Annotated in this window: 14 protein-coding genes; 3 read left to right on the top strand and 11 right to left on the bottom strand. The window is 41.1% G+C overall.

Annotation, left to right across the window (positions count from 1 at the left end; all coding sequences use genetic code 11):
- Nucleotides 1-48 precede the first annotated feature (48 nt).
- From avs4 to BGM23_RS01505, 3 genes are all read right to left on the bottom strand, one after another.
- Nucleotides 49-4,749 carry an AVAST type 4 anti-phage nuclease Avs4 gene (avs4, locus tag BGM23_RS01515; RefSeq protein ID WP_046664035.1) on the bottom strand — a complete coding sequence of 1,567 codons (4,701 nt, stop codon included), beginning with the start codon at nt 4,747-4,749 and terminating at the stop codon, nt 49-51.
- A gap of 269 nt (nt 4,750-5,018) precedes the next feature.
- On the bottom strand, nt 5,019-5,498 hold the full coding sequence (rlmH, locus tag BGM23_RS01510; RefSeq protein WP_003226975.1) for a 23S rRNA (pseudouridine(1915)-N(3))-methyltransferase RlmH: 480 nt from the start codon (nt 5,496-5,498) through the stop codon (nt 5,019-5,021).
- Nucleotides 5,499-5,578: 80 nt separating this feature from the next.
- A complete protein-coding gene (locus BGM23_RS01505) occupies nt 5,579-5,749 on the bottom strand; it encodes a CxxH/CxxC protein (RefSeq protein ID WP_003219122.1) in 171 nt (56 codons plus the stop codon).
- Nucleotides 5,750-5,933: 184 nt separating this feature from the next.
- On the opposite strand from BGM23_RS01505, the gene BGM23_RS01500 reads away from it, so the two are divergent.
- Complete coding sequence (locus tag BGM23_RS01500) at nt 5,934-6,347, top strand: hypothetical protein (protein WP_003243375.1); 414 nt, start codon at nt 5,934-5,936, stop codon at nt 6,345-6,347.
- Nucleotides 6,348-6,380: 33 nt separating this feature from the next.
- On the opposite strand, the gene fdhA is transcribed toward BGM23_RS01500, so the two are convergent.
- From fdhA to BGM23_RS01470, 6 genes are all read right to left on the bottom strand, one after another.
- The gene (gene fdhA / locus BGM23_RS01495) at nt 6,381-7,607 is read right to left on the bottom strand and encodes a formaldehyde dehydrogenase, glutathione-independent (RefSeq protein WP_003226972.1); all 1,227 of its coding nucleotides are present in this window, start codon (nt 7,605-7,607) and stop codon (nt 6,381-6,383) included.
- Nucleotides 7,608-7,669: 62 nt separating this feature from the next.
- Complete coding sequence (locus tag BGM23_RS01490; RefSeq protein WP_015715043.1) at nt 7,670-7,840, bottom strand: hypothetical protein; 171 nt, start codon at nt 7,838-7,840, stop codon at nt 7,670-7,672.
- Between the two features lie 103 nt (nt 7,841-7,943).
- The gene (locus BGM23_RS01485; protein WP_015715044.1) at nt 7,944-8,192 is read right to left on the bottom strand and encodes a DUF2651 family protein; all 249 of its coding nucleotides are present in this window, start codon (nt 8,190-8,192) and stop codon (nt 7,944-7,946) included.
- 15 nt (nt 8,193-8,207) lie between these two features.
- On the bottom strand, nt 8,208-9,371 hold the full coding sequence (locus BGM23_RS01480; protein WP_046664036.1) for a hypothetical protein: 1,164 nt from the start codon (nt 9,369-9,371) through the stop codon (nt 8,208-8,210).
- Nucleotides 9,372-9,381: 10 nt separating this feature from the next.
- Nucleotides 9,382-10,119: a YiiX/YebB-like N1pC/P60 family cysteine hydrolase gene (locus BGM23_RS01475; protein ID WP_015715046.1), complete on the bottom strand. Its 738-nt coding sequence runs from the start codon at nt 10,117-10,119 to the stop codon at nt 9,382-9,384.
- A gap of 141 nt (nt 10,120-10,260) precedes the next feature.
- On the bottom strand, nt 10,261-10,731 hold the full coding sequence (locus BGM23_RS01470; protein ID WP_046664037.1) for a GNAT family N-acetyltransferase: 471 nt from the start codon (nt 10,729-10,731) through the stop codon (nt 10,261-10,263).
- 110 nt (nt 10,732-10,841) lie between these two features.
- On the opposite strand from BGM23_RS01470, the gene rapG reads away from it, so the two are divergent.
- Nucleotides 10,842-11,939 (top strand): response regulator aspartate phosphatase RapG, encoded by a 1,098-nt coding sequence (gene rapG, locus BGM23_RS01465; RefSeq protein ID WP_046664038.1) that lies wholly within the window; start codon nt 10,842-10,844, stop codon nt 11,937-11,939.
- Nucleotides 11,940-12,056, top strand: a complete 117-nt coding sequence (locus tag BGM23_RS01460; RefSeq protein WP_003226961.1) for a Phr family secreted Rap phosphatase inhibitor — start codon at nt 11,940-11,942, stop codon at nt 12,054-12,056.
- A 235-nt stretch (nt 12,057-12,291) separates the two neighbouring features.
- Here the strand turns inward: BGM23_RS01460 and rocF are convergent, their stop codons facing one another.
- Both rocF and BGM23_RS01450 read right to left on the bottom strand, forming a co-directional pair.
- Nucleotides 12,292-13,182 (bottom strand): arginase, encoded by an 891-nt coding sequence (rocF, locus tag BGM23_RS01455; protein WP_003226959.1) that lies wholly within the window; start codon nt 13,180-13,182, stop codon nt 12,292-12,294.
- Between the two features lie 73 nt (nt 13,183-13,255).
- Nucleotides 13,256-14,659, bottom strand: a complete 1,404-nt coding sequence (locus BGM23_RS01450) for an amino acid permease (protein WP_014481465.1) — start codon at nt 14,657-14,659, stop codon at nt 13,256-13,258.
- Nucleotides 14,660-14,714 lie beyond the last annotated feature (55 nt).

The raw sequence follows: 14,714 nt of genomic DNA, 5'->3' as shown, positions 1-14,714 counted from the left end.
GTAAAAACCAAGCTCTTTCTAAAATTAATATTAAAATACCGAGAGTTATTATAGAACGTTCTCTCTTAGCATGTATCCAGCTACTGATCCTTTCTCCACTAAAAAGTTTAATATTACGAGAACTTCTTGTTTTAGTTTTGTTTCTCTTTTTATTCTTTCCCGATTCTTATAAATATAACTTTTTACCAAGTTTTCTAAATGATAAGTAGTATTCTCTTCTAATTTCGCTGCCCATATATTATTGTTTTCAATTAAGAGTTTGGAAATCCAAGTGATCCCATTATTCAGATACTTTTGCCCAACTCCATTTAGTAATTTTGCTATTGAATATAAAACAGATGGAGATTCCCCCATTCTTCTCGCAACCTTACTTAAAAATCTTTTATTATTATCTTTAAACGCATGCCATTCAGATACATCTTCATTCCATGGTATCGAAGCAAAGAGATAACTTTTAATGATTTTTTGATTATAATAACTTTCACCTTTTGACAACTGGGCGACTTTGTCATAAAACAAGTCCCATACTAGCCAAAAGTTATCATAAGTTCTTAGTATATCTTCTGCCAAGATGAATTCTTCAAATAAATCTGCCATAGGTTCATTGTTATTAAAGCTTTCAATAAACGGTTGTAGAAACAAAGAAACATCATCCCTATGTGATGTTAAAACAATCCTAGAGAATTTCCTTAAGAAATCATGGCTCACTTCGTAATCAACTATATCTTCTCTATCATTCGATAATAATTTTTCTGCAAAAGCAGTTATAATATGTTGAGTAATTATTTTATGAGATTCATCATAATTATTTAATGGAATTAATTGAAAAGCTGTTCTTAAGATACATAAGTTTATATTTTTTATATATTTTATTTCATCTAAAGTAATTGAATTTGTTATGACCCTCTCTATATCTTTTTCATACTCTCTTATGAATGTCTCGATTAACTCATTCTCATATAGCTTATATTTATTTTGCTTAGGGTGTTCTTGTCTCATACTCTCTCGCATTTCATCATATTTTGGCTTTAAGTATAGGAACCCAAGGAGTAGAGATTGTGCATCATCATAACTAATGTCCCACAAATTATTTAAGATTGTCTCAGCTGAGTAATCGGAAAATTTTTTATACATTCCTATTGAATGGGAATCGAACAAAGTTAATAACAGAATGCCTTTTATATATTCTTTTTCTTCAGGAAACTTCTCTAATATAAGGGGCAATACTGATATCGCCGCTTCAACACCATCCCATATCTGATACATATAATTCGGTCTGAAAGATGAAGATGCAAATGTTAAAATTAAATCTTTACAAAGTTCCTTTTCAGATTTTGAAAGTTCCTCAAAATAATCCCGTACTAAAACAGTGCAAACATGAGCAGGAATCGCCTTATTAGAAAGTTGAAATTCAACATCACTCTTTTTTAATTTTTCAAGAATTTGCTTAACTTCCTTCAACGCCTGTTTTGGATTCTCTTCATATTTAGTATACTCTTTGTACTTCTCATCATTTTTGACTTTATAGTCAGCCCACAGTTTTAATGAAAGGTATTTCATTGCTTCAGAACTCTCTTGGAGAGCTACTTCACTATACTCCTTTAAGCCAGGATCGACTTCTGGATTAAGATTTATCTGCAATCCTTCATCGACTTCTTCAAAAGTAGGATTCATTTTTCTCCTGTCCATTCGAGCAAGAAAAAGTCTCCATGTTTTAAAGTCTTCCCCAGAATCGTCTGTACTTTCCCTATAATACTGATCAAAAATAGCCCATATAGCCTTTTGCCTTTTTTCTGCTTCCTCATCAGTTACAGCTTCACCCTTAAATAATTGATACATTAGAGCGAGATTCTCAAGTGTTTTTTTTCTATGGCTGTCATTACACGATTTAATTCTCTCATCTTTATAAATTTTATTTTTAGGTATCAATCCAGCTCCAATCAAGTACTGACTTTTTGCATAGTGTTCAAGTATCATTCTCCTGCTGTCATAAAAAAAGAATTCTTTTGTTTGAAATAAAACCTTAGCAATATTAAAAGTTTTTTCGGGGTAGGCTAAAACTACACTTACCACTATTGCTGTCAATGAAGAAGAATTTGAGTTTTTGATTAAGTATAAAAGGTTACTTTCAAGTATTTTAGAGTCAGTATTTTTTGCTGTTTCAAGAAGGAACTTTTCTAACGCCATATGAATGGATTGAAAAACATTAGGTGAAACTTGAGTTCCCCTATATGTGTTCCAAAGTCTGGTACTTATATATTGTTTTACTACATGGGAGTCGGTAACAACTTCTACTTCTTTAACTTCAGATTTATCTAAATCTGAGTTTACATAGCATTCAACTGTTTTATTTATAAACCTTAGCAAGAAATCAACGGTTTCTTTAAGTGAATATTTAAGCAACCAATAAATAGGTGTTTGAAATGCACTTGGAGGGTAATAATCCCTCTGATTCTCATCAATACAGAAATCACCTTCGACGCCAACACTATAATGAAACGGATGACGTTTTTCCTGTGGATTGAACCAGTATAAATCTGCTAGGCTTAATACATAATTAGGAAGTGACTTAAGAATCTCCTGATTTTCGCCCACTTTCGATAAAATAGCATTTACTAAGTTATAATAAGGATCTCTATAATTCCTCCACTCATTTTTAATTATTTTATCAAAAATGGTAGTAAGTTCCTCCTTTATTTCGGCAGCTCCATATAAAATTGTTTGAATAAGTTTCTCCTCAATACCTTCTCCTCTTGAAAGGTAAATGTCTTCCTTAACGATTACTTGGTAATATTCTAAGGCAATTAAAGCTGATAACTTTGTCGTTTCGCCGCTTTTAAATTTATTATTCCATTCATTTATTATCGGCAATATAAAGTTAAGTTTTTCTACCTCAATTTTGTCTTTATTTTTGTAAATTAGTTTAATTATACTTTCCCATCCTTTTCCTTTTGGTTTGGTGAATATATACTGCATATAAGAGATAGAGTATTTATCTAATCCTACTCCTTTTAAATAATCTTCATCTACTTCTTTACATGCTATTCTTAATAAAAATGTTGCTCTATTTAATAGTTTTTGGTTATTCTCAAGTAACTTTTCCTCAAATAAATTAATAAAGTGATCCGAGTAAGACGACAGTAATACTGATACCAAAACTTCATCCTTCCAGAAATAGGGAATGTTTTCATCCTCAATGACTTCTTCTATAAAATTCTCAATGGAATCATCCTCGGTTAAGAGCTTATCAGACACCCATTTTCTGAAACTTCGCCGAATAGGCAGAGATTCCCCAATTTTCTTCAAGAATTCATGGTGATTTTCTTGCCTAATAAATTCAGATTCAATAATTTTTTCCAAAGCCCACTCTTCGTAAATATCATGGGTAATAAAGTATCCTGCTGTTTCATATCCCAAGATACCATCGTGCACTAAGGAATTAATTGTCGATTCATTACAATTAGGAGAAACAAAAAATTGACCTTCACTTGCTCTTTGAAATGCAATCTTCATAAAACATTGCTCTCTGGTTGGCTTTGATTTTTTTATTAACTTATTCCATAGTTTCTCTTTAAAGTTTTGATAATTAATAACTTCGTCATTATTATAAAACTTTAAATATTCGTTTAAATAAAATGGGTTTCTGAGTAACTCCAACAGCCTCGTATCGGTTGGTAAGTTAAAATTATTAACTTGAGAGCAGCCTATCAGTTCTTCCTCGCTCAGAGTTTCAATATAAAATTTGATGGGTTTAACTTGATATTGGTCAATAAATTGCATGTCCAAATCAGACAAGTAATTACTTCTCGCTGTAAATATAAATTTCCATTCATTTTTTATTAAAACAGAGACAAATTCTTTGAATGGGTCTGTGTTTTCTAAATCTAACAACTTTTCCGCCGAGTCAATTACGACTAACTTTTTCTCTTCCTCTTTGTGAGCTTCAATAAAACCCTGCAAACTATATCCGCCAAACAAATTATTTACATCATTTATTTCGAACTCACTTGCCTTAAAAATATAAAAAGGGGTATTTGTATTTTGATCTTCATATAGCCTTTTGATAACCGCTGTTTTTCCAATTCCACCTGCACCAGTTAACATCAATACTTGTTCTTTTTCGATTTCACTTATTATCCTTTCAAGAAGGGCGTTTCTATTTATTTCTATCTTTCTCCCATGGAAGTTTATGGATGTTTGTATATCCTTTAAGATAGACTCGGCATGGGTTTGTTTTTCCGATAAGAGTTGAACAATACTCTTTTCAAAACTAAAGAAATGTTGAATGATTAAACCATTTTTTATGGTAACAAAGGGTGACTCAAAGAAACTTGCAGTCCTCCATTCAATTTGGATATCAATCTCCTTAGCCTTACTTTCAATATCAACTTTTGCTTGGGGATCATTTTGTTCAGGATTTTCAGGATTATGACTTTGCCCCCATTCTTGATTTGTATAAAAAATAATTTTTGTTAAATCTGAATAGTCTCTTTTGCTTTTAATTAAGGTTTTAATTAGTTCGCCTTTATGATCCGACAAAGTTGTTTCATAAAATTTGGCTTGCCATCCTATAACTTCTTCATCTACATCAACTGGATTTGTCTCAATCCCAGATTGATTCTTATACCTAAAAATACCAAATTCTTTTCCGAACTCTTCGCAAAATAAAAGGTAACATAACCATTCAAAGTTATTCTGTGGGTTCTCACTAAATTTCGCTTTAAAGATATTCCAATCTGGTTTAATCATAAATACACTCCTTTCTTGTGTTATGAAACCTTCTCAACCTTTTATACAAATTAAACATTACACTTCATAAAAAAATCACTTATTTAAAGACTAACCCTATTCTGAAAAGATTTATGTAATCAAAGGTTCCTAATCATTTGATACTTTTATGGGTGATTACATTTTACTTATTAGGAACGAATGTCAACCTAATTTCTCAGCTAGAATTATGGAAATATAATTCCTAATTTAGAAATATTCTTTTTAACTTATTTGCTAAAAAACCTCATTCACTTATGATAAGGTTCCCCACGATTAATCCGAAAAGCCCGATAAATCTGCTCCACCAGTATGAGTCGCATCAACTGATGAGGAAATGTCATCTTCGAGAACGATAGCTTCTCGTCCGCTCGCTTCATCACTGCGTCACTCAATCCGAGTGATCCGCCGATGACGAAGGTGACTTTGCTTTTTCCATATGTAGCCAGCTTATCTATTGTATCGGCTAGTTCTTCGGATGTTTTCATTTTTCCTTCGATGGCGAGGGCGATGACGTGGGCGTCGGGGCTGATTTTGGATAGGATGCGGTCGCCTTCTTTGTCTTTTATGATTTTCATGTCCTGGTCGCTTAGGTTTTCCGGCGCTTTTTCGTCCGGGAGTTCGATGATGTCGATTTTTGCGTAGGCCGAAAGTCGTTTGGTGTATTCTTCAATGCCTTGCTTGAGGTATTTTTCTTTTAGTTTTCCGATTGTCACAATATTGATATTCACAGGTCATCCCCACTTTAAAAACAAGTTATTCATATATGTTGTCCACAATTGTGGATATCTTTTCTGTATTTTGTGTAAGATCATTCGTTCCCCACTATATATACTGCGGGGTCTCCACATAATTCACAGGCTGTGGATAAACTGTTAGTATGTTCGATTTTTCTGATTTCGGGCGGCAACTCGTGGTCGTCTATGTACATATCCAGCACCGTTTCGATGTGTTCTTCACAAGAATAATACGCTTGTTTCATGTTCAAATCCTCCGATGTTTTCTTCCATTTTTACAAATGTTCTCTTCTCAATATAACCTATTTATTCACATGTTAGTAGTGCTTCGGGCTGAGTTTTATCCACAATTCGACAAACAAGCTGTTGATGACTCTATTTCGCTCGTGTGTTAGTTTGGATGTAACCGATGTGTGGGGAGGTCTGCATTTGCGCTTTAGATGGGTTTGGCTTTTTGTGATCATGTTGCTGCTTGCTGAGTGTCAGCCATCTTATTGGGTGTTGGAGAAGGATCGAATCGGTGAAGGCAGTCCAGACTTAGAAATATACGCTAATTATCTCCAAATGCATGATGACGTGAAAGGATATCAAGTCTTCACCATATCAGAAGGCAAAAAAATGGTCGTCGTGTCTCTCGGAAGCAGCGAGAAAGATAAGAAGCTTGAAGTGTCGGACGTCAAATTCTCATCTAAAGAAACGATTGTAACTGTGGAGCGAAAACCTGCTCCTACGGCAAATGAGAAAAACCCTTTTATTTTGATTGGACTGGACAAAATTGAAGGGGATTTAATTGTTCAAGACGAAACAGGAGATCGCTTTGAAGAAACGGATTACCAGCAATAAAGCCGGCGTTCTGAGAACGTCCGGCTTTTTCTTTTACTTCAATGTCCCATGCGGGTCGATGACGAATTTTTTGGCTGCGCCTTTGTCGAAGTCGCTGTAGCCTTTTGGCGCGTCGTCCAGAGAAATAACGGTGGCATTGACGGCTTTTGCGATCTGCGCTCTGCCGCTCAGGATCGCTTTCATCAAATTGCGGTTGTATGTCATGGCGGGCGTTTGTCCGGTGACGAAGGTATGGGCTTTGGCCCAGCCGAGTCCGAAGCGGATTTTTAGTGAGCCTGTTTTGGCGTCCGCATCCTTTGCACCGGGATCTTCGGTCACGTATAAGCCTGGAATGCCAAGGCTGCCTCCGACCTGGGTGACGTCCATGATTGAGTTCAGCACGGCGGCGGGCGCTTCCCCTTGATTGCCGTGTCCAGATGCTTCAAAGCCGACACAGTCCACTGCGGCATCAACGGTTGGTTCACCTAGTATTTGTTCAATTTGCTCGCCGAGACGGTCGTGTTTTTGTACGTTGACCGTTTCACAGCCGAAGCTTCTCGCCTGTGCCAGTCTGTCTTCGTTCAGATCGCCGACAATCACGGTGGAGGCGCCTAGGAGCTGAGCGGAGTGAGCGGCTGCTAAGCCGACAGGCCCCGCTCCCGCGATATAAACGGTTGAACCTGTTTGCACGCCCGCTGTGTAAGCTCCGTGGAAGCCGGTCGGGAAAATGTCGGACAACATGGTCAAATCGAGAATCTTTTCTAGCGCCTGTTCTTTATCAGGGAATACCAAAAGCTGAAAATCAGCGTATGGCACCATGACGTATTCAGACTGGCCGCCGACCCAGCCGCCCATATCGACGTAGCCGTAAGCCGATCCCGGCCGGTCCGGATTGACATTCAGGCACACATGCGTTTTCTGCGTTTTGCACATCACACAGCGTCCGCAGGCAATATTGAAAGGAACGGATACGATGTCGCCTTTTTTGATAAATTCAACATCACGCCCCGTTTCAATGACTTCTCCCGTAATTTCATGCCCGAGCACCAAGCCTTCAGGCGCCGTTGTGCGGCCTCTGACCATATGCTGGTCGCTTCCGCAAATGTTGGTTGTAATAACTTTGAGAATAACCCCATGCTCACATTTTCGATTCACATTCGCCTTTGGAACGCCGGGCCCGTCCCTTAGGATTAACTCCGGATAACCGATATCCTCCACCGCTACAGTCCCTTTGCCTTTGTACACAACCGCTTTGTTTCCAGTCAACGCCATTCCTCCCATGCATGTGTTTGGACTCTTGGTCCTAGAACATGACTTCGGTTCGGCATGACTCTTTCCCTTTTTCACGACTGTTTTTTCTGTATTCTTACAACAACAAATATGCCAAGAAAGCAGCCAATAATGGTTCCGCCGATGTCTAAGAAGTCGACTTTACATCCATTTAACAGGAACACAGTAATGGCCGAAACCAGGCTGATCATTACTGCCAGAAGAATAACCCGTTTGGTGCGCATGTAATTCCTCCTTTGGATTCGTTTCTAAAACATACCCAAAATCTCTGCAAACTTCGGTTCAACAAAAAAAGAGACTTCATACCAGTCTCTTCATAATTTGAGATCACTCAAAAAATTTCCTGAGAAATAATGTGACAATACTGGTTACTAACGCAATCCCCGTATACATAACAACCCAAAACATGAATGAGCTATTGCCCGAAGCTAACGTAAATAACAATATCAAGCTCGCGATAAGGACGATTAGCGGTGCCACCCAAAACCTCTTAAATAAAAAATGACCCGCTATACCAAATACACCTGCGATGATCGGAAAACCAAAAACGATAAATAAAACGGCGATGGCTCCCATACTAACCTCCTTGCCTTAAAACCTCTTCATTACCTCAACATCATACAGCTTCAAATGACTCTTCGGCGTCACAACATCCTTTACCTTCCCAATCTCTTTTTCTTTCATTTTCTTTCCGGTTTTCAGACTGTACTGTTCAATGTAGGCAGGCTTGTTATACGTGTATGTGAAGAAATAGAGGCTGCTGCCTTTTTGGGTGATTTCTTTGAAATCGGCTTTCATTTTGTCCTGGGAAAGGGTGAAGGCGATGCTTGTTTTTCCTGTCTTGGCATCAATTTTGTGTACCTTTCCGAAGCCGTCAATGAAATACAGGTTCCCGTCAAAAGGGAAAAAGCTGTTTTTAAAGCTGAAGGGCATGGAGCTGTATATCGTTTGATCGTCGTTTTTGTATTCGGCGATGTCATGCAGCTCTACTTTGCCGCTTTTTTTGTTAATCTTGACCATTTGATAGAGATTGTGGGCTTTTTGGCCGCGAACCATGACATACACAGCTTGGTCGTCCACAGCAAGCTGGGATTCGACTGAGGCTCCTTCCCGGTACTGCCATTCCGTTATCGTGTGATAAGTGAGCTTCTTTTGATCTGCTTGAATCTGAAGGAGCTGATAGCCTTTTTCGTCAGCTGTCGGGACGAGTGCGTAAATGGCGCCGTCATGGAAACCGGAGGCTCGGATGTAGTAGGAGATGACGTCTTTTTTCCACTCACCGTCCATCTGCCGGTACAGCTCTGAGCGGTATCCGTCTTTCTTTTTGTCGTAGCCGGAGTTGTATAAGGTGTAAAAGCCGTCCGTGTTTTGCAGAAAGCCTGCGCTGTCGCCTGTGTGCTGATAGGCTCTTTTATGGGAGCGCAGGCCGTTTTTGATCGTATAAATCGTGTTTTTGTCCTCCAGCATCACGCTGTCACCGTGAACCTTGGCTGAGCCCAGCTCAAGGCCCTTCATCTTAAAGGAAGACAGCGACCCGTCCTGGCTGATAAACAAGGCGTAGCTTTTCCCGCCGCCAAATGCATCTTGATCTGCAGAGGATGAAAAATACAGCAGGACTTCTTTGTCATCCAGGAAATCGGGGTTTCTGAGATCCTGCTGACTTACGGTTTTATGGCTTTTGAGAGGAGAAATGAAGACAAATAGTGCGATTCCTGCGAGAATCAGCATGGCGATGGTAATCATCCACTTTTTCATAGCCTTCTCCTTAGTAAATGGTCATGATAGTTGTCGTATACGAAGAACTTGTGATGTCGCGCGGATACACGCCTAAGCCTCCGTTGCTGTCTATATCAATCCCTGCTTTTAGCAAAAAGGCAGACCATAGGAGCTTTGAACAGTTTTTGGCGCCGTCATGGCCGGTATTTCTGTTATTGACGAAGTTAAATGAGTATGGGTCGCCCACTTTTGATACCGCCCAGTCGGCAGCAGCTGTTTTTTGAGATGAGGATACGCTGACGGTTTGCACAATGGAGTTGTCTTCCACGTCTCTGGCATTATAAGCGATCTGCCTGACGCCGTCGCCCGGGACAGATTCAACAATTTTGTCAGCAGCGGAGTACATGCCGACGTGGCCATGATTGTAGTAGGCTGTGTAGGAGTTCGTGTAATAGATATTGCCTTTCGCGCTTGTCGGGAGTTTTTTCGTGCCGGACGACCCGCCCATGATAGACATGCCGCTTTCCTTGGCGAGCCGGTCTCCTTCTGCTTTATCAGCCGTGATTTCCTTATAGAACTGTTTTAGGATAACGTCCTGCTTTACGTGCTGCTGTTTGGCAATCTGGCTGGCAGATTTCATGATTTCTTCCGGTGTCGTGCCTGGCTGCAGTGCGGCGATTTCTTCAGCATAATTTGTGGTCTTTACGGCTTTGGCGGGAGAAACAAACAGGCCGCCACACATTGTAAGCGCTACCAAAAACATCGACACTCGTTTCTTCAACTTCATTACATCTCCTCTTTTCTTGTGAGTGTAGGAAAGGTAATTTCCTCACCCACATTATATTAGGGAAATAAGGAAAGTAACTAGGTTATTTACAGAATTTTTAGAAATCGTTTACAGAAAAAGGCCTTTATCAGGCCCTTTTCGTTAAAGCTTCTTGCTCATCACTACGTCTGTTTCTTGAAATCCGGTTTGCTCATATAGCTTTCGCGCCGTCTGATTATGGGCAAAGACATGAAGGGACAGCTTGCGGATTCCCATGCTGCGTGCCGTTTGATCTAATGCCGTCAATGCTTGCTTTGCGTAGCCCTTTCCCCGATACGGTTCATATAACCCAAAATCATAAATAAACGCTTCCTGTTGCGGATGTTCCGGTTCAGCATGTATCCAGAGCCAGCCAACGATATCCTTTTCATTCAGCTTGAGGCTCCACAAATGGTGATGGGGTGTTTCCAGCCCTTTCGGGAGCAGATCATTAAACGCCTGCTTAGACAAAAGCTGTGCATCTTCAGGCAGCCATGTTCCCGCTTTTACCTTTTCTTTCGCGTAATGCTTTGTTGTGTATGTGAGATAAGACCGAAATTCTTCTGTCTGCATAGGGCTCAGCATAATTGTCATATCATCTCTCCTTCATATATTGACTAGAGGATTTTACATAAAATAGAAAGAGGTGTTACTATCAGAATAAGCAACTGAGATTGATAAGTCACTAGAGAAAGGAGTTTCACATGAATAAGATCGCACCCGCAGAAATCGCTAGCATGCTCAACGATTGGTACCTTGCTATCAAGAAACATGAAGTGGAAGAGTCCTCCCGTTTATTTGAAGAAGTGAAGCCTTTATTGGATGACATGGAAGAGGATCAGGAGGTGCTTGCCTACTTCTCCTTATTGGAACTGCGCCACAAGGTTTTGCTTCACGAGGCGAGAGGACAGGGCTTTCAGCATGAGGAGCCTTCTCATATGAATGCTACGTCTGACATGCTGAAATATTACTTTTTTCTGTTTGAAGGCATGTATGAGGCCTATAAAAATAATTATGATATTGCCATTGGGCTGTATAAAGATGCAGAGCAGTATCTCGACAACATTCCCGATCCGATTGAGAAAGCCGAATTTCACCTGAAGGTCGGAAAGCTCTATTATAAGCTGGGACAAAATATTGTATCCCTCAATCATACACGGCAAGCAGTCAAAACATTCAGAGAAGAGACAGATTATAAAAAGAAGCTGGCTTCAGCGCTGATTACCATGTCAGGCAATTTTACAGAGATGAGCCAGTTTGAAGAAGCTGAGGCTTATTTGGACGAAGCAATTCGGATCACGAGTGAATTAGAGGATCATTTTTTTGAAGCCCAGCTTTTGCATAACTTCGGCCTTCTTCATGCGCAAAGCGGCAAATCAGAAGAAGCGGTTTCGAAATTAGAGGAGGCTCTACGGAACGATGAGTATGCCCGCTCCGCCTATTATTATCATTCTGCCTACTTGCTGATACGAGAACTGTTTAAGATCAAAAAGAAAGAACAGGCCTTATCTTATTACCAAGACGTGAAGGAAAAATTGACTGCTGAGCCGAATAGAATATGTGAGGCAAAAATAGACATTTTATATACCATTTATGCAGAAGGGGGTCATGCGGAAACGTTTCACTTATGCAAACAACATATGGATGACTTGTTGTCCGAGAAAGAGTATGACAGTGTAAGAGAACTTTCCATTTTGGCTGGCGAACGGTATAGGGAACTTGAGCTTTACAAAGAAGCTGCCCACTTTTTTTATGAAGCATTACAGATTGAAGAACTGATTAAACGAACGGAGGTTATATAAATGAAAAGATTTCTGATTGGCGCAGGCGTCGCAGCGGTGATTTTATCAGGTTGGTTTATTGCAGACCATCAAACCCACTCACAGGAAATGAAAGTCGCTGAGAAAATGATTGGATAAATGAAAAACCCCCGCGGGTGCGGGGGTTCAATTTAACGAAAGAATCCTAAAACGGTTTGTAGTTTTAGGATTCTTTCATCTTTTCAGCGTGATTGAAAACCCTTGAAGTCTAGGAAGAACGAGCATTGGAGCGCAGCGAATGTTTGGAATTCGTGAGCACCGAAGCGCAGGCCTGACAACGAATGCGAGGGTTTGTCGACACGCTGAAACCCCCGCGGGTGCGGGGGTTTTCTTATTACAGCAGCTTCTTCCCTAACAGGGATTCTACGAGCTCTACTGCTGTTTTGCCTGTTTTGTTTTTGTGATCAAGGATCGGGTTAACCTCAACGAATTCGGCTGAGGTAATGATGCCTGCGTCATACAGCATTTCCATAGCCAGATGGCTCTCCCGGTAGCTGATGCCGCCGACGACAGGGGTTCCGACACCCGGTGCGTCGTTCGGATCAAGTCCGTCCAGATCAAGGCTCAGATGGACGCCATCACATGCTGATAAATAATCAAGGGTTTCTTCAATGACCTTTGTCATGCCAAGACGGTCGATTTCGTGCATTGTGTACACCTTCATGCCGCTTTCCTTAATGTACTTGCGCTCCCCTTCATCAAGTGACCGGGCGCCAATGATAACGACGTTTTCCGGTTTGATTTTAGGCGCGTAGCCTTCAAGGTTAACCAGTGACTCGTGGCCAATGCCGAGGCTGACCGCGAGCGGCATGCCGTGAATATTGCCCGATGGTGAAGTTTCAAGTGTATTCAGATCGCCGTGCGCGTCATACCAGATGACGCCGAGATTATCGTAATGCTTCGCTGTGCCTGCAAGCGTGCCGATCGCAATACTGTGGTCACCGCCCAGGACAAGCGGGAATTTTTTCTCTTCAATGACTTTGTTGACCTTTTGCGCGAGTTTTTCATTTCCCGCCAAAACGGAATTCAGGTTTTTCAGTTCCTCGTCATTTTTGATTTTTTCGCGGTTGATCGGAATGTCACCGAGATCTTCAACCGTATACCCCATGTCCGACAGCCGCTCGATCAGATGAGCGTACCGGATGGCGCTCGGGCCCATATCCACTCCGCGTCGTGCTTGTCCTAAATCCATTGGCATTCCAATAACCGAAATCGTTTTATCCATCTGTGATTCCACCTCAACATTTAAGATAATGTCCTATGCGGGTTATAACAAAGATGACTTGCGGACAACGTTTTTAAAGCTCTAGCTGACGATTTGCCTGCTGGCGTTTTTTAATGACGACATGATAAATGATGTAGCAAATGACCATAAACGGTACGCCGCAATACAGCGCGATACGCTGCTCCGGATCAAATGCAAGACTGATGAGCACGACCGTATTTAATGTTAGGCCGATCAGCGGAAGCACCGGGTACAGCGGTGTTTTAAATTTCAAATCTTCTATCTTCCCGCCCTCACGGATATATTTGCGTCTGAACATGATTTGGGAAAGCGAGATCGTAATCCAGCCGACCTGCGCGCTCATGCCCGCCAAAGATAACAGTACCATATATACGGTTTCAGCCTGCGCAAACTTTGTCAGAAGTGATAGGCAGGCCACAGCCATCGTTACGATTAACGAGTACATCGGTACACCGCGCTGATTTGTTTTGCCAAGCGCTTTGAAGGCTTGTCCTTCATTCGCCATCGCGTACAGAATACGTGTTGATGCGTATAAACCTGAGTTCGCAACAGATAACAGTGCGATTAAAATAACAAAGTTCATGATATCAGCTGCATATGGGATTCCGATTTGCTCAAATACGGCAACAAATGGACTTTCCACGACACCCGCCTGTTTCCACGGAATCATGCCGGCAATGACAATGATTGAAAGCACAAAGAACACAAGCGTTCTCCATACTGTCTGTTTGATGGACCGCGGAATCGTTTTTTCAGGGTCTTCACTTTCTCCGGCTGCAACCCCGATCAGCTCAGTCCCCTGAAACGCAAAGTTCACGGTAATCATCGTAATCAGCATTGCCTTTATGCCGTTCGGAAATAACCCGTCTTCATAAAAATGTGTCAAAAACGGCGCCTGCTCTCCGCCCTTCAGATCAATCAGGCCAAACATGGCAGCTCCGCCGAGAATAATAAATAAAAGGATAATCAAAATTTTAATGCCTGAGAACCAGAATTCAGATTCCGCAAAGGCTTTTGTGGTGATCGCATTTAAAATAAACATCAGTGCCGCAAAGACCAGACACCAGATCCACACGTCTATATGCGGAAACCAGCGTTGCATCAGCTGCCCCGCTGATAAAAATTCAATGGCGCATGTAACCGCCCAGCCGAGCCAGTACAGCCAGCCGAACGCAAACCCGAAAGCCGGGCTGATAAATTTAGTGGCATAGGTCTGGAAGGACCCCGACACAGGAAAGGCGACTGCCAGCTCTCCTAAGCAGAGCATCGTCAAAAACATGATAAAGCCGCCCACTAAATAGGACAGAACCGCGCCGAGCGGTCCCGCTTGGTTAATGGTAAACCCGGTTCCAAGGAAGAAACCGGTTCCGATCACTCCGCCCAATGAAATCATGAACAAGTGGCGCGATTTCATTGTCCGCTGGAGCTGATTTCCGTTATCTTGGTTTGTATTCACATTCTGCACCCCTTCAGCAACTTGTATTGGATCTAAGCTGGAACATCTGCATGGT

It is taken from the genome of Bacillus sp. FJAT-14266 (genome assembly GCF_001719225.1).
Taxonomy (GTDB): domain Bacteria; phylum Bacillota; class Bacilli; order Bacillales; family Bacillaceae; genus Bacillus; species Bacillus subtilis.
The sequence above is the reverse complement of the archived record's forward strand: the minus strand, read 5'-3'. Positions and strand labels throughout refer to the sequence as shown.